A 15,498-nucleotide genomic window follows, 5' to 3' on the forward strand; every position below is an offset into this window, starting at 1 on the left:
GTCCCCCTTAGCGATTCCCCTTCTGATGCGGATACATCATACCCCACGCGAAAAGCGCCGCCCCTGCGGCGCATGCGGTTGCCAGGAAGGCAGCGGAAACGGGCAGGCCGCTCTGCAGCATGGCGCCCGCCAACAAGCCGCCCGCTATCATGCCGGCGTCGAGGGCGCTCTGCTGCCGAGCCAGGAGCGCGTCCGCCCCGTCGCCCGCTGCCAGGCCTGCGGCGGCGACCAGGGTCGCGGTTGCGCCGAAATAGCCGGCGCCGCATAGGAACGCTCCTGCGAGCACGACCTCCGCCTGCTGCGCGAGCCCCATAAGCAGCAACCCCGCGGCGGTTGAGGCGATGGTGCAGGCCACGGAGCGTTTCGCGCCGAACCGGTCGGTGGCCCACCCGGCGACAAGGCTTCCCGCCAGACCTCCGATGCTCAGGCAGGCGAACAGGATGCCGTCGCCGTACCCCGCGAGCGTTTCCTCGGACAGCGTTTGCCCGAAGTTCATGACGACGCTGTATCCGCAGGCGAGCAGCAGAGGGCTTGCGAGTAGGGGCAGGCTTCGTTGAAGTGGCAGGCGAGGGGCAGGGCGCAGAGGCGGACGCACGCCCCCGTTCGATGCGATGTGGGCTCGGTGGGGGACGACGCTCGGGCGGAGGTCGTGCGGCAGCGCGAAAGCGATGATGGTGCCGCAGGCACCCGCCAGGGTAAGCGCTCCGAAGAACAGGGGATAACCGTGCGATCCGATGAGCGGGAAGATGGTCACCGGCCCCACCATGAGCGAAGCGGTGGTGGCGAACCGGACGATGCCCAGTCGTCTTCCCAGCGAGGAGGCGGGAGAGGTGGCGGTGAGGTACTGCGCGACGCTTGGTTGGAAAAGCGCCAGGCCGAGCGCCTGCGCGAGGCGCAGCGCGACAATCTGCCAAAGCTCGGTGCAACCCACGAGCAGCAAGCACGGCACCGTGTACCCCGCGGCCCCCGCCATCATGGCGAAACGGCTTCCCCGCCGCGCGACGAGACCTTCCAGAGGCAGGCGGAGCAGAATGGCGATGAACACGAACAGGCTGTTCTGCAAGCTGGCGATGAACGGGCCCGCGCCAAGCGACACGACGTAGGACGGCAGCGCCGCCGTCTCGGTGTTGTTGAGCCCAAACACCAGAAACGCGGCTCCGGCGACGAGCGCCGTGACGGCGCGTGACGACCTTGCTGGGTTGACTCCCATGCGACCCCTCCCCCCTGCGCGCATGGTACGACGCGGCGCACGCGTTCGTCCAACCAGCCCTGTGCCAACCCCACAGCATTGTGGGGACCGCCTCTGTTTGGGGGCCCGACCCAACCGTGTGGCGTTGCCACCGCCGTGTGTGGAGCGGGTTCCGGGAGGGGCCTATCGTGATGGTCGCCCGCACGATTGAGGGCGAAAGACGAGGAAGAGGAGGGCACGATGGAGACGAACGAGACGCATGCCGCCGCATGCGAACCCGCGTACTTCATGCGCGACGGCAAGCTGACCCGTCGCACGTTCATCAAGGGCGTCGGCGCTATAACCGTTGCGTCTGCGCTGGGCTTCGGCGTGCAGGGCGTCGGAGCATCCCCGGCGTTGGCCGACGAAGCGCCAGCGGCCACCGGTGAGAAGGCCGTGCACGCGGTGTGCACGGTGAACTGCACGTCGCGCTGCCATCTGCGCGGCACCGTGCGCGATGGCAAGCTCGTGCGCGTCGAGCCGGGCGACATGCCGGGGCGTCCGGGATACGCGAACGCCTGCCTGCGTTCGATGAGCTACATCCAACGCTTGCAGGACGAGCAGGTGCGCGTCATGTATCCCATGCGCCGCACCGGCGAGCGCGGATCGGGCGAATTCGAGCGCATCACCTGGGACGAGGCTATCGACGAGATCGCCGAGAAGCTGAACGCCGTGCTGGCGAAGAACCCGCAGGCGGCTTCGTTCTACTCGTTCACCGGCGACTTGGGCAAGCTGTCGTGGGAGGCGCCCACGCGCTACGCCGCAACGGTGGGGGCTACCACCTGGGACATCGAGGGCATCATGGGCGATCATGGCGCGTCCATGGGCATGACCATGGTGTTCGGCACGCATCGCGGGGCGCACGACTCGCGCGACTACCTGAACTCCAAGCTGCTCATCGTGTGGGGGCGCAACGTGGCCGACACCCACACCTCCGAGCTGCGCGACTACGTGGCCGCGCGCAAGAACGGGGCGAAGGTTATCGTCATCGATCCGCGCCAGTGCTCCACGGCCGCCATGGCCGACGAGTGGATTCCCATCAACCCTCAGACCGACCCGGCGTTGGCGCTGGGCATGATGAACTGGATCATCGGCCACGACCTGCATGCCAAGGACAAGCTGGTGGAAGAGTCGGTGGCGCCCTACCTCATCCGCGAAGACGACGGCGCGTACCTGCGCATGGTCGACGGTGCGGTGGTGGCAACGGCAAGCGGCGCGGCAAAGGCCGACGAAGGCTCCATCGGCACTGCGCCGGCGGCGCAGGGCGAGGCAGGGGCCGACGCGGGCACCTTCGTGATATGGGACGAGCTGACGGGAGCTGCCGTTGCGGCGCCCGACGCGGCTGCCATCAAGAGCGGCGTTGCGAAGCCTGCGCTGTCGGGCTCCTTCACGGTGGACGGCGTGGCGTGTCGCACGGCCTTCGACCATCTGGTGGACGCCTGCGCTCCGTACACGCCCGAGCGCACCGGGGAGATCTGCGGCATCGATCCGGCCGTGGTGGAGCGTTTGGCCAAGGAATACATCGAAGCGCAGCCTGCGGGCATTCGCATGGGGCAGGGCATGCAGCGCGTCTACCACTCCTACGCGCCCTTCCGCACCGTGGCCACGCTGGCTATGGTTGCCGGGTACATCGGGGTGCCGGGCGGCGGGGCCTCGCATGCTGGCGGCACGGCCACCAACAAGCCGGTTGCCGGCTACACCGGTCCCGTGTACAACTTCAACGACTGGTCGGACACGGGCAAGAAGGCGAACCTCGTTCCGTCTTCGAAGGTGTACGCGGCGGCCGTCAAGCACGATCCGGTGCCCATCGAGTTTTTGTGGATCGCCAACTCGAACTTCATCAACATGAGCCCCGATTCCAACCGTATCATCAACGAGGTTATTCCGGCTATCGACTTCATCGTGACCGTCGACCCGTGGTGGACGTGGACGGCGAAATACTCTGACGTGGTGCTGCCCGCCTGCACGTACTGGGAGCATTGGGACCTGGTGGACCGCAGTCCGTGGGCCATGTTCAACCAGCCCGCCATCGAGCCCATGGGCGAGAGCAAGTCCGACGTGGAAATCATGTCGTTGCTGGCGAAGAAGACGGGTGTGGAAGCGTATTGGAGCAAGACCGACGAGGAATGGGTCCGGCAGTTCGTGAGCACCGACCACCCCGCGTGGGATGATCTCGATTGGGAGCGCGACGTGGTTGAGCAGGGAATCTACGGCCGCTCCGACGCGCTGTACGACCCAGCCATCGTGTACGCCGATGGCGCGGGGTACAAGACCGATACGGGCAAGTTCGAGTTCTACACCGAGTCCATGACGGCATTCGGCGAAGAGGTGCCCACGTGGCAGCCGCCGTGCGAGGATCCGCGCGAGGGCGAGCTGGCTGCGAAGTATCCGCTCGTGTACATCCAGTACCACGATCGCTTGAACGTGCACACGCAGCACATTTTGAATCCCGCGCTCGAGGTGGTGCAGGATGAGCCCTTGCTGCAGATGAACCCCGCCGACGCGCAAGCGCGCGGCATCGCTCACGGCGACGTGGTGCGGGTGCTGAACGACCGCGGCGACATGAAGATTCGCGTGTTCCTCACCGAGGGAATCATTCCGGGCACCGTGGCAACTCAAAGCGGGTGGACGCCCGACTACTTCATCGAGGGGTGCTACCAGAACCTCACCCATCACACCATCTGCGACGCCGAAGAGGCGTACAGCATGACGAACAGCGCCTTCTACGACGTGCTCGTCGAAGTTGAGAAGGCGTAAAGGAGGAGATCATGACCGAAAAACACTACGGCATGGTGATCGACACCCAGCATTGCGTGGGCTGCCAAACCTGCACCGTCAGCTGCAAGATATCCAACGAGGTTCCCGGCAATGCCCACTGGAACCATCTGGAAAGCCTCGACGGCGAGGAGCTATACCGGTCGACGGGCACGTTCCCGCGCACGACGCTGGCGTTTCGCCCGCTGCTGTGCAACCACTGCGAAGACCCGGCATGCGTGAACAACTGCCCCTCGGGCGCCATGCACAAGGATACCGCGACGGGCATCGTGTCGGTGAGCCAGGACGTGTGCATCGCGTGCGGCTACTGCGCCTGGGTGTGCCCGTACGGCGCGCCATCGATGGACGACGTCGATCACGTGATGAGCAAGTGCACGTTCTGCGCCGAGCGCGTGGCCGCGGGGGCCGAGCCGTACTGCGTGGCCGCTTGTCCGGCGAACGCGCGCGTGTTCGGCGATCTGAACGATCCGGAGAGCGCGCCGAGCAAGCTCATGCAAGAACGTCATGCCGAACCGTACCTCGCGGAAGCCGGTACGCATCCGTCCGTCTACTACATTTAGAAAGAAGGGATGAACGATGTTTGCTGAAATGCTTCCCTTGCTCGTGTTCACCACGTTCGCCGGGCTGGCGGCCGGCGCGTACGCCGTCGATGCGCTCTGCGGCAACGGCCGGGCGGGTGTCGTCGAGTCCGGCGCGGCCTCCGCTCCTGCTTCTGCGCCTGCGCGTCCGTGGCTGTTTCCGCTCGTGTGTCTCGTGCTGCTGGGGGTCGGCCTGTGCGGCACGCTGCTGCACCTCGGTCAGCCGTTGCGGTTCGTGAACGGCATGGCGAACCCGGGTTCTATGATCGCCCAGGAGGCGTACTGGTCCATCGCGTTCGGTGCGGTCGTGCTCGTCGACCTCGTGGTGGCGAAGGTGAAAGGCGCCGCGGTGCGGCCCGTTCGCTGGGTGGGCGCGCTTGTGGCCGTGGGCTTGATGGTGGTGACGGGGCTCGCGTACTACCAGAGTCTCGGCCTTCCCGTGTGGAGCGGCGCTGCAACCGTGCCCCTGTTCCTCGTGGGCGACCTTGCGCTCGGTGCGGGCCTGTGCGCCCTGCTCGATCGTGCGGCGCTGGCGAACGGGAACCTGGCATGCGCGAACGTGGCCTGCGGCATCGCGTTCGGCATCGTGTTGTGCGCGTTCGGGCTGCATCTTGCGCGCATTGGCGCGGACGCGACGGGACTGCTCGTGGCCTCCGGCATCGTGGGGCCGCTGGGGGCGAGCCTTGCGGCTGCCGCGACGCGTGCGGGTACCTTGTCTGCCCCGGTTGGCGGCATTGCGGTGTGCGCCCTCGCCGCGGTAGGCGTGGTGCTGGCGCGCTTCGCGTTCTTCGCTTTGGGTATGGCGTAGGAAAACGTGGCCCCTCGCGCTTGTGGGGCGGGGGGCCACGGGTTCGTTAGTCGAACTGACGCAGGGCGATGCTGAGGCGCTTCAACCCCTCGCGCAGGGTGTCTTCGGCGGCGCAGTAGCCCAGGCGGGCGCCGCGGGGTAGCTCGAAGCGGCTGCCGGGCACGAGCAGCACGCCCTGGTCGCGCAACAGGTTGATGCAGAACTGCTCGTCGTCGATGGGGATGTCGAGTTCGATGAACGACGTGGACACGGCCTTCGGCGGCACCCACGACACGCGTGGCTCGCTGTCCACCCATTCCTGGGCGATGGCCAGGTTGTTCGTGACGATGGCGCGGTTGCGCTCGAGCACCTTGTCGCGGTTGCGCAGCACGTGCACGGCAAGCGCATCGTTGAACACGCCGTCGCAGATCATCGTGTAGTCGCGGTAGACGCGGAAGCGGTCGGCAAGCTCCTTGTTCGACACGGTCCAGCCGATGCGCACGCCCGGCACCGAGTACGTCTTTGACAGGCTGTTCGTGACGATGGCCTTGTCGTAGAGATCAGCCATGGACACGTACGCCTCCGTGTCCTGCAGCGGCAGGTACACCTCGTCGGACAGCACGTAGGCGCCCACCGATGCGGCGATGTCGGCGATGCGCTGCAGCGTCTCGGCGTCGAGCACGGTTCCCAGCGGGTTGCTGGCGTTGTTGATGCAGATGAGCTTCGTGTCGGGGCGCACGAGCTGCTCGAGCTCGTCCACCGACGGGTTCCAGCCGTGCTCGCGGCGGATGTGCCAGTACTCCACGTCGGCGCCCAGCGTGCGCGGAATCTCGTAGAGCGGCTGGTAGGTGGGGTATTCGGCAATCACGTGATCGCCGGGCTCCACGAGGGCCATGAGGGCCAGCAGGTTGGCGCCGGTTGCGCCGTTCGTCTGCAGCACGTTGTCGGGGTCCACCGAGCGGTACAGCTTCGCCACCTCGGTTTTGAACGCGGGCGAGCCTTCGATCCAGCCGTAGTTCATCTTCTCGTGGTTCAGACGGTCGTAGAACGTGGCGCCTTCCTCGTCGTCGAGCGCGAGGATCTCGTCCATCGTCATCGACGAGATGGTGGATTGCGCGATGTCGTACGTGGCGCTCTTCTCCCACACGTTGAGCCAGTCTTCCACGCCGATTGTTGCGATATGCATGAGGGTTCCTTTCGATGGGCGCGGCGGGGGCGCATGGCGTTGCGCATGCCGCCGCGCGAAGCGTTGCTAGAAGCTGATGAATCCCGTGAACAGCAGCACGAGCGACAGCACGCCGAGCGCCGAGATGATGCCCATGCCAATCTTCTCGGCCTTCTTCAAGCCGACGCCCTGATTCTTGCGGGCCTTGGCGTACACGAAGAAGCCGGGGATGTAGCCCACGCACGTGAGCAGTAGGAACGTCCATCCGTTCAGCAGCACGCCGATGACCTGGAACGCCACGGCGATGATGCCGATAACCAGCTGTCCCATCTGCCGATGCTGCGCGGAATACTTCGCCTGGTAGGCGGCTGCCATGGTCCAGGTGATGACGATGGCTACGGTGCACATGGAGAAGGCGAAGTTGTACGCGTCCTCGGAGAAGATGAGCGTGATCATGAACACCTGCGTGCACGCGCCTACGATGAGCAGGCTGAGCTGCGGGGCGTTCTTGGCGTTCATCTTGCCCCAGGAAGCGGGCAGCAGCTGGCGTTTCGCCATGTCGGACGTGGTTTCGGCCGGCAGGATGGTGAACGACAGCCACGAGCCCAGCACGGAGATGATGATGGCGATGGAGATGAACGCGCCGCCCCAACCCGGAGCCATCGAGTCGAACACGTACAGCATGGCCGGGTAGTTCATGGCCGCGATCTCGGTGTAGGGCAGGTAGCCGTACGGCAGCACCGACGCGCTGATGTAGATGAGCAGCAGGCAGATGAGGCCGATGACGGTGGCCTTGCCCACGTCGCTCTTCTTGCGGGCGCGCGAGGACATGACGGTGGCGCCCTCGATGCCCACGAACGTCCACATGAGGATGATCAGGCAGTTCTTCACCTGGTCGCCGATGCCTCCGATGGCCACGGCGTCGGCTCCCAGCTCGCCCATGGCGGCCATGTTGTTCTGCAGCGTGCCCCAGAAGTCGGCCGTGAACACGCCTGCGTTGAACAGGAACAGCGTGAACAGGATGAACACGGCGATGGCGGCCACCTTGCACAGCATGACGATGGCGTTGAGGAACGACGCGCTCTCCACGCCGCGGATGACGAGCAACGTGAGCAGCCACATGATGACCGACGCGATGAGGATGCAGGGGATGGTGTTGCCCGGCAGGAACGCGGGGAAGAAATAGCCCAGCGTGGACATCATCATGGTGGCGAAGGCCACGTTGCCCAGCCAGGCGCTCAGCCAGTAGCCCCAGCCCGAGATGAAGCCGGCGAAGGGGCCGAAGCCCTCCTCGGCGTACTGGAAGATGCCGTGGAGGTCGGGCCGCTTGTCGCCCAGGTTCGCCAGCGACAGCGCCAGCATCATGAAGCCCACGCCCACGATGCCCCAGGCGATGAGCGCGCTGCCGGGGGCGGCGACCTGTGCGAGCTGACCCGTGATGGCGAACACGCCCGAGCCGATGCACGAGCTGATAACCATGCCGATCAGCCCGAACAGACCGATTCCTTTTCTTTTCTCCATTGAGGAACTCCTTTGCGAAGAGGTGCTGCATGACGACGCGTCGATCACACCTTGCCGGGAGGCGCCGGCGAAGGAAAGGTCTAAACAGGGTCTATAAAGCGGCCTGCACGCGTCCGAAATGCGGCGACGGGGAACTACAACCTAGTTAAACCGCAGGTGACCGGACGCATGCACCGCAGCGGCTTTCCGTTTCGTATATGATGGGAAACGATTGATTTCCTGCATCGTCGGACGAAGGAGTGTCTGTTGGTGGGGTTCGTGCTCTTCCATTTCACGCTGATCGTGCTGCTGGCTTCCGTCCTCACCTCGGCCGCCTGCATGTCGGCGTACCTCGTGTCGCGCAAGCGCGTGCTGCTGTTCGCTTTCCTCGCATTTCTGTTCTACTTCTTCGACGTGGCCTGGGTGCTGCAGGACGAGCTCATGTATCCGGGGCTCGACGCGCAGATGACCAGCGCGTACCTGATGGTGCGCTCGTATGCGTCCATTCTGGCGGGCGCCGGGTTCCTCGTGTCGTTCTGGCTGGTGGTGTGCACGGTGCTCGGCGAGAAGAGCCGCGCGCTCATGGCGGTGCCCGGCGTGGTGTTCGTGGTGGCAAGCGCGGTGGTGCTCGTCGCCTTCCCCGAAGGAAACGTGCAGCGCTTCACGTTCTACACCCTGCGCGCGCTGCTGCTGTTTTGGATGCTGGGGTTCGCCGCGTATCGCTACCGCGCGATGGACGATGACGTGGAGCGCGGTCGGCTGCGTCGCTACCTGCGTCTGTACGTGGCGCTGTGGGTGCTCGGCGCGTTGGTGGTGGCCGAAGACGTGCTCTTCTTCCTCGTGGTGGACCCGGCAACGCTCGGCCTCGGGCCGTGGGCGTTCACGTCAGAGCGCAACTATGCCGAGAACGCGCTGATGCTCATCTGCATGTTCGTGGCGTGCCGCGACGCGTTCCGCACGCTTGCGCTGCGCTTCGAGCACCCGCCGGCGCCAGGCGGGGAGCGCCGCGAAGCCGTGCTCAACGACAACCTCATGCGCTACGGCAAGGAGCATCAGCTGTCCGAGCGCGAGCGCGAGGTGCTCTACCTTATTATGGAAGGGAACGACAACCAGAACATCGCCTCCACGTTGCAGCTGTCGCCCAGCACGGTGAAGGTGCACGTGCACAACATCCTGCAAAAGGCAGGGCAGGCGAATCGCCAGGAGCTCATCCGCGATTTCTGGAAGACGATGTAGGAAAGCGCCCCTTCCGCCAGCGGGCAGGAGGGGCGCTTCGCATCGAGACGGCCGCGAGGGGGAGGGAGGGCGGCCGCCTCTCGAAGGGGTTGTGCTTACACCGACGCGGCGGCGTTCTTGCCGGCAAGGCGGCCGAAGCTCAGCGCGGTGGCCAGGCTGATGCCGGCCACGACTACGGGGTAGTCCACCTGGAGGCGGCGACCCATGGTGTTGCCCGCCACGTACAGGCCGGGGATGGGGTCGTTCGTGCCGTCGGCCGTGACCTGCAGGTCGTGGGTGCACTCGAGGCCGCCGAACATGACCAGCATGCCCGCGTTGCCGAACTTGCACGCGTAGTACGGCGGGTTCTCAACGGGGAACATGCGCTTCGACATCTTGCCGAAGTCCTCGTCCAGGCCGTTGTGGCACAGCTCGTTGTAGCGCTCGATTTCGGCCTTCATCGTCTCGAAGGGCAGGCCCGTCTTCTCGGCCAGCTCTTCGAGCGTGTCGCACTTGACGTCGGCGCGCTCGTCCACCATGGCCTGCGTCGTGTAGCCCAGACCGAAGCCCGACAGCACGGTCTCGTAGTCGGCGATCTTGTCGTCGGGCACGAAGTACGTGGTGTAGCCGTGGCCGTCCGGCATGTTGATGATCTGCTCGGGCCACTTGCTGTCGAAGATCTGCCAGGACTTCACGCCCGCCTTGGCAAGCTCGGGGTCCTTCGCGACGGGCTGGCGCGTGTGCTCGTCGGCGATGTTCTGGCCGGGCACGTCCTCGTTCATGAAGCGCTTGCCCTCCATGTTGAGCTGCAGGAAGCTGTCAACGCCCAGGGCGCCGCCCATGTGGTGCGTCATCGGCGCGTGGGGGCCCAGCTCCATCCAACCGCCGGCCCAGATGCCCATGAGCTGGCCGCGACCGTCGTCGACGCCGCCCATGAACTCCTCGGTCCACGGCGCGTAGTAGTGGCGCATCTCGGGGTTCGCGCCGTAGTCGCCGCAGCACAGCACGGTGGCCTTGGCGTTCACCTTGAGGTAGCCGTCCTTCGTCTTGGCGTAGGCGCCCACCACCTTGTCGCCTTCCTTGATGAGCTGCTCGCCCTCGGCTTCGTAGATGAGTTCGGCGCCGGCGGCCATGGCGGCGTTGAAGGCCGCTTCGCACGCCCACTGCATGTTGGGGTTGGTGGTGATGGTGCCGTGGAAGTAGGGATACACCTCTTCCTTGTAGTCGTACGACTCCAGCTTGGGGAAGCACTTCGGGCGGATGAAGTTCGGCTTGTCCGTCTCGCGGTTCGCGGCGGTGGACTTGAGCACCTCGTAGTCGGCGCCCTCGATGAACCAGTCGAAGTCCTCGCCGGAGTGGTCGTACCAGTAGCTCATCATCCACGTGTCGCAGCGACCGCCGGTCTCCTTGACGTACTCGTTCATGATGTCGGCCTTCGGCGCCCACTCGATGCCGAGGTCCTTCTGGATCTTGGAGCCCACCACGCCGAAGTCGCCGGCCATGGAGATGACGGAGTAGCTGTCCTTGGGCTGCTTCTCCAGCACGATGACCTTCTTGCCGGCCTCGGCGGCTTCCTTGGCGGCGGCGGTGCCGGCAAGGCCCATGCCGATGACGAGGACGTCGCAGTCTTTCTCTTCCTTGATGTCGGTGGGAACGGCCGGCGGCGTGAGGAAGTCGGGCTTGTAGTTGGTGGGGGAGACGCTTGAGGACGCTGCGCCCGTGCTGCCCGCGTCGGCGCCCTTGTCGGCGCTTGCGCTCTGCTGAGGCGCGCAGCCGGCCAGGCCCGCTCCGGCGGCGACGGCCGCGGTTGCTCCGAGACCCAGGAATGCACGACGACTCAAACCGTGTTCTTTCATAATCCCTCTCTCCTTTCGTTGCGGTGCGCGGCGGACGGCGGTTCGCGCTCATCGCGCTCCTGCACCCGCTTCGCACCATCACGAGGATTTCCTTCGTGGAATCCTCCCCTGCGACGTCAACTTTACGAGCGCCCCGTCCCGCCTGCCACACCTGCCTGCGGGTAGTTTTTGACGTTTTCCCCGGTGAGAAGCCTACCTGATACGGGTGGGTAGACTGAAAACGCCCGATGGGCAAGTGACGAAACGAAACGGATGGGATACACTGACAGGGAAAACAGACGGAGGGTAGGGCCGATGGGCTGTTTGAAGGAACTGTTCACGGGAATGCGAACGCGCGACATCGTGTTCATGAGCGGCTATGCGCTGTATCTGGTGTTCGGCTACATGTCGTTCGAGTCGCCCACCGTGCTCACGTCGCTCGGCGAATCGGGCGCGCTCGTGCAATCGCTGTTCCTCGTGGCGGTGATCGCCGCGCGCATGGTGGTGTACGCGGCTATGATCGGGCTCGCGCGCCGTGCGGGGCGCGGGTCGTCGTCGGCGTTCATCCTCGTGTGCGCCGGTGTGGCGGCTACGGGGTTCATCGTCACGCGCATGGCGTTTCAGTTCGCGGGGTTCGTGCCGCTTGACGAGCTGGTGCCGTGGCTCGTGGCGGGCGGCCTGTTCTTCGGTGCGGGCGACGCGCTGATCAACCTGCTGTGGGCGCGCTTCTCGGGCACGTTCGACTTGCGGCGCGTGTACCTGTTCGTGCTCATGAGCAGCGGGCTGAGCCTCGTGGTGTACTTCCTCGTCACGTTGCTGCCCTCCGTTGCCATGCTGCCGGTGGGGGCCGTGCTGTTCTTCGCCTCGGTGGTGTTCTGCCGGCAGTGCTTGGCGGCGCGGGCGCCCATCGCCGAAGAGTATTCGGCTCCGGTGTTCAAGGGTGCGCTGTCGGCGCTGTGGCGCCCGGTGCTGGGCACGGCCATCCTCTCGTTCATGAGCGGCCTCATGTTGCAACTGTCGCTGTCGCAGGCCATTCCCCTCGGCACGTTCCAATCCACCGCGCTCATCACGCAGGCAGTGGTCATCGCGGTGCTGTTGCTGCCCGCGCTGTTCGTGAAGAACCAGCCCAGCCTGGGATCGGTGTACCGCATGGCGTTGCCGCTTTCGGCGGCGGGCTTCCTGTTGCTGCCGCTCATCTGGAACGGCGTGGGCGGCCTGGCGAACGCGTGCGCGCAGTTGGGAACGCTCGTGGCGGGCATCATCCTGTGGTGCATGGTGGCGCACACCGTGCACGACACCAAGCTGCCGGCGGCGCTGCTGTTCTCGTGCTCGCTCGTGTGCACGAACGGCGCGCAGATGGCGGGCACCCTCGTGGGCATGTTGAACGCGCACACGCTGGGGCAGGGCGACATCGCCGTGACGGCGGTGGCGCTCGTGGCGGTGTACCTGCTGGCCATGGTGTCGATGTTCCTGTTCAAGGACAAGAACCTGCGCGGCATCGACGCGGTTCCCGAAGGCGGCGCGCCCACGGCCGAGCAGCAGGGCGACGCGCTTGAGGCGCGCTGCGCGCACGTGGCCGAAGAGTACGGCTTCACGCCGCGCGAGTCCGAGATTCTCGTGCACCTCGGGCAGGGGCGCACGGCGCGCGCCATCTCCGAGAAGCTCGTGGTGTCGGAGAACACGGTGAAGTACCACATCAAGTCCATCTACCAGAAGCTCGACGTGCATTCGCGCGACGAAGTGATCGACCTCATCGAGCGCGCCGACTGAGGTATCATACGCCACCCGGCTGCGCTATACTTCTGGTTGAGGGTAGTTTGCCAGGGAGGCTGCGATCGCGGGAGATGAGCGTGCATGGCGGGGTCGGAGTCGATCGCGGAGTGCATACGAAGGGGGCTGCAACGTGCCGCGAGCGGTGCGCTGCTGCTTCTCGGCTCCCTGGTATTGGCGTGCTGTTTCGCATCCCCCGCTCACGCCGACGACGGCGGCGAGCCGCGCATCGTGCGCGTGGCCTTTTCCCAGCAAGCTCAGGTGATGTGGACCGATACCCAAGGTAAGCGATCGGGCTACACTTACGAGTACCTTGAGCGCATCGCGCAGTACGCCAACTGGGACTACGAATTCGTACCCGTCGACGCCGAAGGTCCGGATGCGTACTTCGAAGCGGCCGCCATGCTTGAGGCTGACGAGGTGGATCTCATTTCGGGCGCGTTCGCCACGGGCGACAACGCCGGTCGATTCTCCCTATCCGACGAGAGCTACGCCACGCTTGAGGCAGTGCTGCTGAGCCCCGCCGAGCGAAGCGATCCTTGGGAGGACAAGGCTGGCGAGAAGCTGCGCGTAGCGGTGGCGAACGCGCCCGCGCTTGTAGAAGACCTGCAAGCCTACGCGAAGGCGAAGGGCGTCGAGCTCGAGCTTATCGAATGCGCCGACCGATCCGAGCAGAACGCCGCCGTGCGCATCGGTAGCGCCGACGTGCTGCTCACCTCGAACATGAGCGCGCTCGACGGCATGCGCGTCGAGGCGCATTGCGGCGCGCGCCCTGAATACTTCGCCATGCAGCGCGGTAGCGAGCTCGCTTCGGAATTGAGTCGGGCGATGGAGCGCATCAACGCGGTTGATGCGACGTTCGGTTCCAAACTGTTCGACAAGTACTTTTCCAAAACGGCATCGGCGTTCGTGATGACGGAGGCCGAGCAGGCGTTCGTGAAGACGGCGGGCACGGTGCGGGTGGGCGTGCAGGCGAATCAGCAACCGTATCAGTACGAAGAGGATGGCAAGCTGCGCGGCATTGCGGTGGACTTGCTGAATGCGATAGCCAAGAAATCGGGGCTGCGGTTCGAATACGTGTCCGCAGCGTCGCGCGACGAGCTTGAAGCTATGCTGCGCGAGGGGCGCATCGACATGATGGCCGGCGCGGAATACGACTTCGACGCGGCGCGCACCGAGGGCGTCGACCTTTCGCAGCCGTATGCGACGGCTTCGTATCTGCTCGTGGCAAACGATTCCGTATTGGAAGGCGACATCGAAGGGAAGCGCCTGGCGCTCTCTTCCGCGAGTCGCTACAGCGGCGACTTCGTGGGCAGCCCGGAGAGCTACGACGGCGCGCCCGCCTGCGTGCAGGCGGTGATCGACGGCGAGGCCGATTACACGTACGCCGACGAATACGTGGTGCAATACTACATGAACACCCCTACCTTCCAGGGTATTCGCGTGTCGCCTCAAACCTATGAACCCCATCGCCTGTGCTTCGGCGTGTCCCGGACGTTCGACGGCGCGCTGCTGGGCATCCTGGACAAGGCCGTGGGGTCGCTGTCCGAGACGGAAATGCAGGCGGTGGTCAATGCCAACGTGTTGCGCGACACCCGCTTCAACACCTTGGACTACCTGATGGCGAACCCCTTGCAGGCGGCCGTTATGGTTGCGGCGGCGGTGCTCGTCGTGGTGGTGCTCGTGCTGATCATCCTGTATCAGCGCACGCGCGCGAAGGCGAAAACGGCCATGGACATGAAGAAGCGCCTGCGCATGTACACGCTGTGCGACGATCACTTCTTCGAGTACGATTGGGCCAAGGGCGAGCTCATGGTGATCGTGCCGGGGGCCGACGAAGGCGGGGCTCCGCAGCAGCGTGTCGTGTCGTTTCCCTCGTCGCCGAAGGCTCCGCGCGATGAGCGGCTGCGCGCGTTCGCCGACATGGTGCTTTCGGACACGCGTCGAACCGAGGAGTTGCAATCGCCCGGCGACGACGGCGAGATGCATTGGGTGCGCGTCACCGTGGAGCCGGTGCGCGACGAGACGGGGCACCTCGTGATGACCATGGGCAAGGTGGAGGGCATCGACGAAGAGCGCAACGAGAAAGACGAGCTCATCGCCCGCGCCGAACACGACAGCCTCACGCGCGTGCTGAACGCCGAGACCATGCGGCAGCGCATCAAGCATCGCATGAGCGCGTTGCAGGGCGACCACGAGGCCGCGCTGCTTGTCATCGACATCGACAACTTCAAAGACGTGAACGACCGCTACGGTCATTTGGCCGGCGACCATGTGCTCAAAGCCGTGGCGCGTCTGCTGCGCGAGAGCTTTCGCACGAGCGACGTGGTGGGCCGATTGGGCGGCGACGAGTTCATGGTGTATTTGGACTACCGCGATTCCGCCGAGGCGTTGCAGGAGAAGTGCGATGCCGTTCGGCTTGCCGTCGAGCACCATGCGTACGAGACGGCGTCGCTGCATCCCACCGTCAGCATCGGCGGCGTGTTTGTGCGCGCCGGCGAGACGTTCAACGAAGCGTACCGGCGTGCGGACGACACGCTGTACGAGGCGAAGAACGAGGGACGCAACCGGTGCACCATCGCGCCCGAGGACTGAGCCTGCGCGCGCTGCTCGCCGCCGAGCGGGCGTTCCCTCCGGCGCATTCC

At 65.4% G+C, this 15,498-nt stretch carries 10 protein-coding genes; 6 read left to right on the forward strand and 4 right to left on the reverse strand.

Annotated features, from left to right (window positions below; all coding sequences use genetic code 11):
* Positions 1-7: 7 nt before the first annotated feature.
* Positions 8-1,210: an MFS transporter gene (locus C1876_RS07045; RefSeq protein WP_158544640.1), complete on the reverse strand. Its 1,203-nt coding sequence runs from the start codon at positions 1,208-1,210 to the stop codon at positions 8-10.
* 219 nt (positions 1,211-1,429) lie between these two features.
* On the opposite strand from C1876_RS07045, the gene C1876_RS07050 reads away from it, so the two are divergent.
* The 3 genes from C1876_RS07050 to C1876_RS07060 are packed head-to-tail and all read left to right on the forward strand — an operon-like array spanning position 1,430 to position 5,389.
* The gene (locus C1876_RS07050) at positions 1,430-3,985 is read left to right on the forward strand and encodes a molybdopterin-dependent oxidoreductase (RefSeq protein WP_114546016.1); all 2,556 of its coding nucleotides are present in this window, start codon (positions 1,430-1,432) and stop codon (positions 3,983-3,985) included.
* Positions 3,986-3,996: 11 nt separating this feature from the next.
* Complete coding sequence (locus tag C1876_RS07055; RefSeq protein WP_114546017.1) at positions 3,997-4,563, forward strand: 4Fe-4S dicluster domain-containing protein; 567 nt, start codon at positions 3,997-3,999, stop codon at positions 4,561-4,563.
* Between the two features lie 16 nt (positions 4,564-4,579).
* Positions 4,580-5,389 (forward strand): DmsC/YnfH family molybdoenzyme membrane anchor subunit, encoded by an 810-nt coding sequence (locus C1876_RS07060; RefSeq protein ID WP_114546018.1) that lies wholly within the window; start codon positions 4,580-4,582, stop codon positions 5,387-5,389.
* A gap of 46 nt (positions 5,390-5,435) precedes the next feature.
* Here the strand turns inward: C1876_RS07060 and C1876_RS07065 are convergent, their stop codons facing one another.
* Together C1876_RS07065 and C1876_RS07070 are read right to left on the reverse strand one after the other, a co-directional pair.
* Complete coding sequence (locus tag C1876_RS07065; RefSeq protein WP_114546019.1) at positions 5,436-6,554, reverse strand: aminotransferase; 1,119 nt, start codon at positions 6,552-6,554, stop codon at positions 5,436-5,438.
* A gap of 66 nt (positions 6,555-6,620) precedes the next feature.
* Positions 6,621-8,054: a basic amino acid/polyamine antiporter gene (locus C1876_RS07070; RefSeq protein ID WP_114546020.1), complete on the reverse strand. Its 1,434-nt coding sequence runs from the start codon at positions 8,052-8,054 to the stop codon at positions 6,621-6,623.
* Positions 8,055-8,303: 249 nt separating this feature from the next.
* Between C1876_RS07070 and C1876_RS07075 the strand changes: the two genes are divergently transcribed.
* A complete protein-coding gene (locus C1876_RS07075; protein WP_114546090.1) occupies positions 8,304-9,269 on the forward strand; it encodes a helix-turn-helix transcriptional regulator in 966 nt (321 codons plus the stop codon).
* A 95-nt stretch (positions 9,270-9,364) separates the two neighbouring features.
* On the opposite strand, the gene C1876_RS07080 is transcribed toward C1876_RS07075, so the two are convergent.
* Entirely contained in the window at positions 9,365-11,089 is a 1,725-nt protein-coding gene (locus C1876_RS07080) for an FAD-dependent oxidoreductase (protein WP_244910071.1), read from the reverse strand.
* Positions 11,090-11,428: 339 nt separating this feature from the next.
* Between C1876_RS07080 and C1876_RS07085 the strand changes: the two genes are divergently transcribed.
* Together C1876_RS07085 and C1876_RS07090 are read left to right on the forward strand one after the other, a co-directional pair.
* Positions 11,429-12,853 carry a response regulator transcription factor gene (locus C1876_RS07085; RefSeq protein ID WP_227114597.1) on the forward strand — a complete coding sequence of 475 codons (1,425 nt, stop codon included), beginning with the start codon at positions 11,429-11,431 and terminating at the stop codon, positions 12,851-12,853.
* Positions 12,854-12,937: 84 nt separating this feature from the next.
* Complete coding sequence (locus C1876_RS07090; protein WP_114546023.1) at positions 12,938-15,448, forward strand: transporter substrate-binding domain-containing diguanylate cyclase; 2,511 nt, start codon at positions 12,938-12,940, stop codon at positions 15,446-15,448.
* The last annotated feature ends 50 nt before the right edge of the window (positions 15,449-15,498 follow it).

This window comes from Eggerthella sinensis (assembly GCF_003339815.1).
Taxonomy (GTDB): Bacteria; Actinomycetota; Coriobacteriia; order Coriobacteriales; family Eggerthellaceae; genus Eggerthella; species Eggerthella sinensis.

Excerpts from the sequence above, each read along its gene's own strand:
- C1876_RS07050 (WP_114546016.1), top strand. The coding sequence starts at position 1,430 with ATGGAGACGAACGAGACGCATGCCGCCGCATGCGAACCCGCGTACTTC.
- C1876_RS07090 (WP_114546023.1), top strand. The coding sequence starts at position 12,938 with ATGGCGGGGTCGGAGTCGATCGCGGAGTGCATACGAAGGGGGCTGCAA.
- C1876_RS07065 (WP_114546019.1), bottom strand. The coding sequence starts at position 6,554 with ATGCATATCGCAACAATCGGCGTGGAAGACTGGCTCAACGTGTGGGAG.
- C1876_RS07055 (WP_114546017.1), top strand. The coding sequence starts at position 3,997 with ATGACCGAAAAACACTACGGCATGGTGATCGACACCCAGCATTGCGTG.
- C1876_RS07060 (WP_114546018.1), top strand. The coding sequence starts at position 4,580 with ATGTTTGCTGAAATGCTTCCCTTGCTCGTGTTCACCACGTTCGCCGGG.
- C1876_RS07070 (WP_114546020.1), bottom strand. The coding sequence starts at position 8,054 with ATGGAGAAAAGAAAAGGAATCGGTCTGTTCGGGCTGATCGGCATGGTT.
- C1876_RS07045 (WP_158544640.1), bottom strand. The coding sequence starts at position 1,210 with ATGGGAGTCAACCCAGCAAGGTCGTCACGCGCCGTCACGGCGCTCGTC.
- C1876_RS07085 (WP_227114597.1), top strand. The coding sequence starts at position 11,429 with ATGCGAACGCGCGACATCGTGTTCATGAGCGGCTATGCGCTGTATCTG.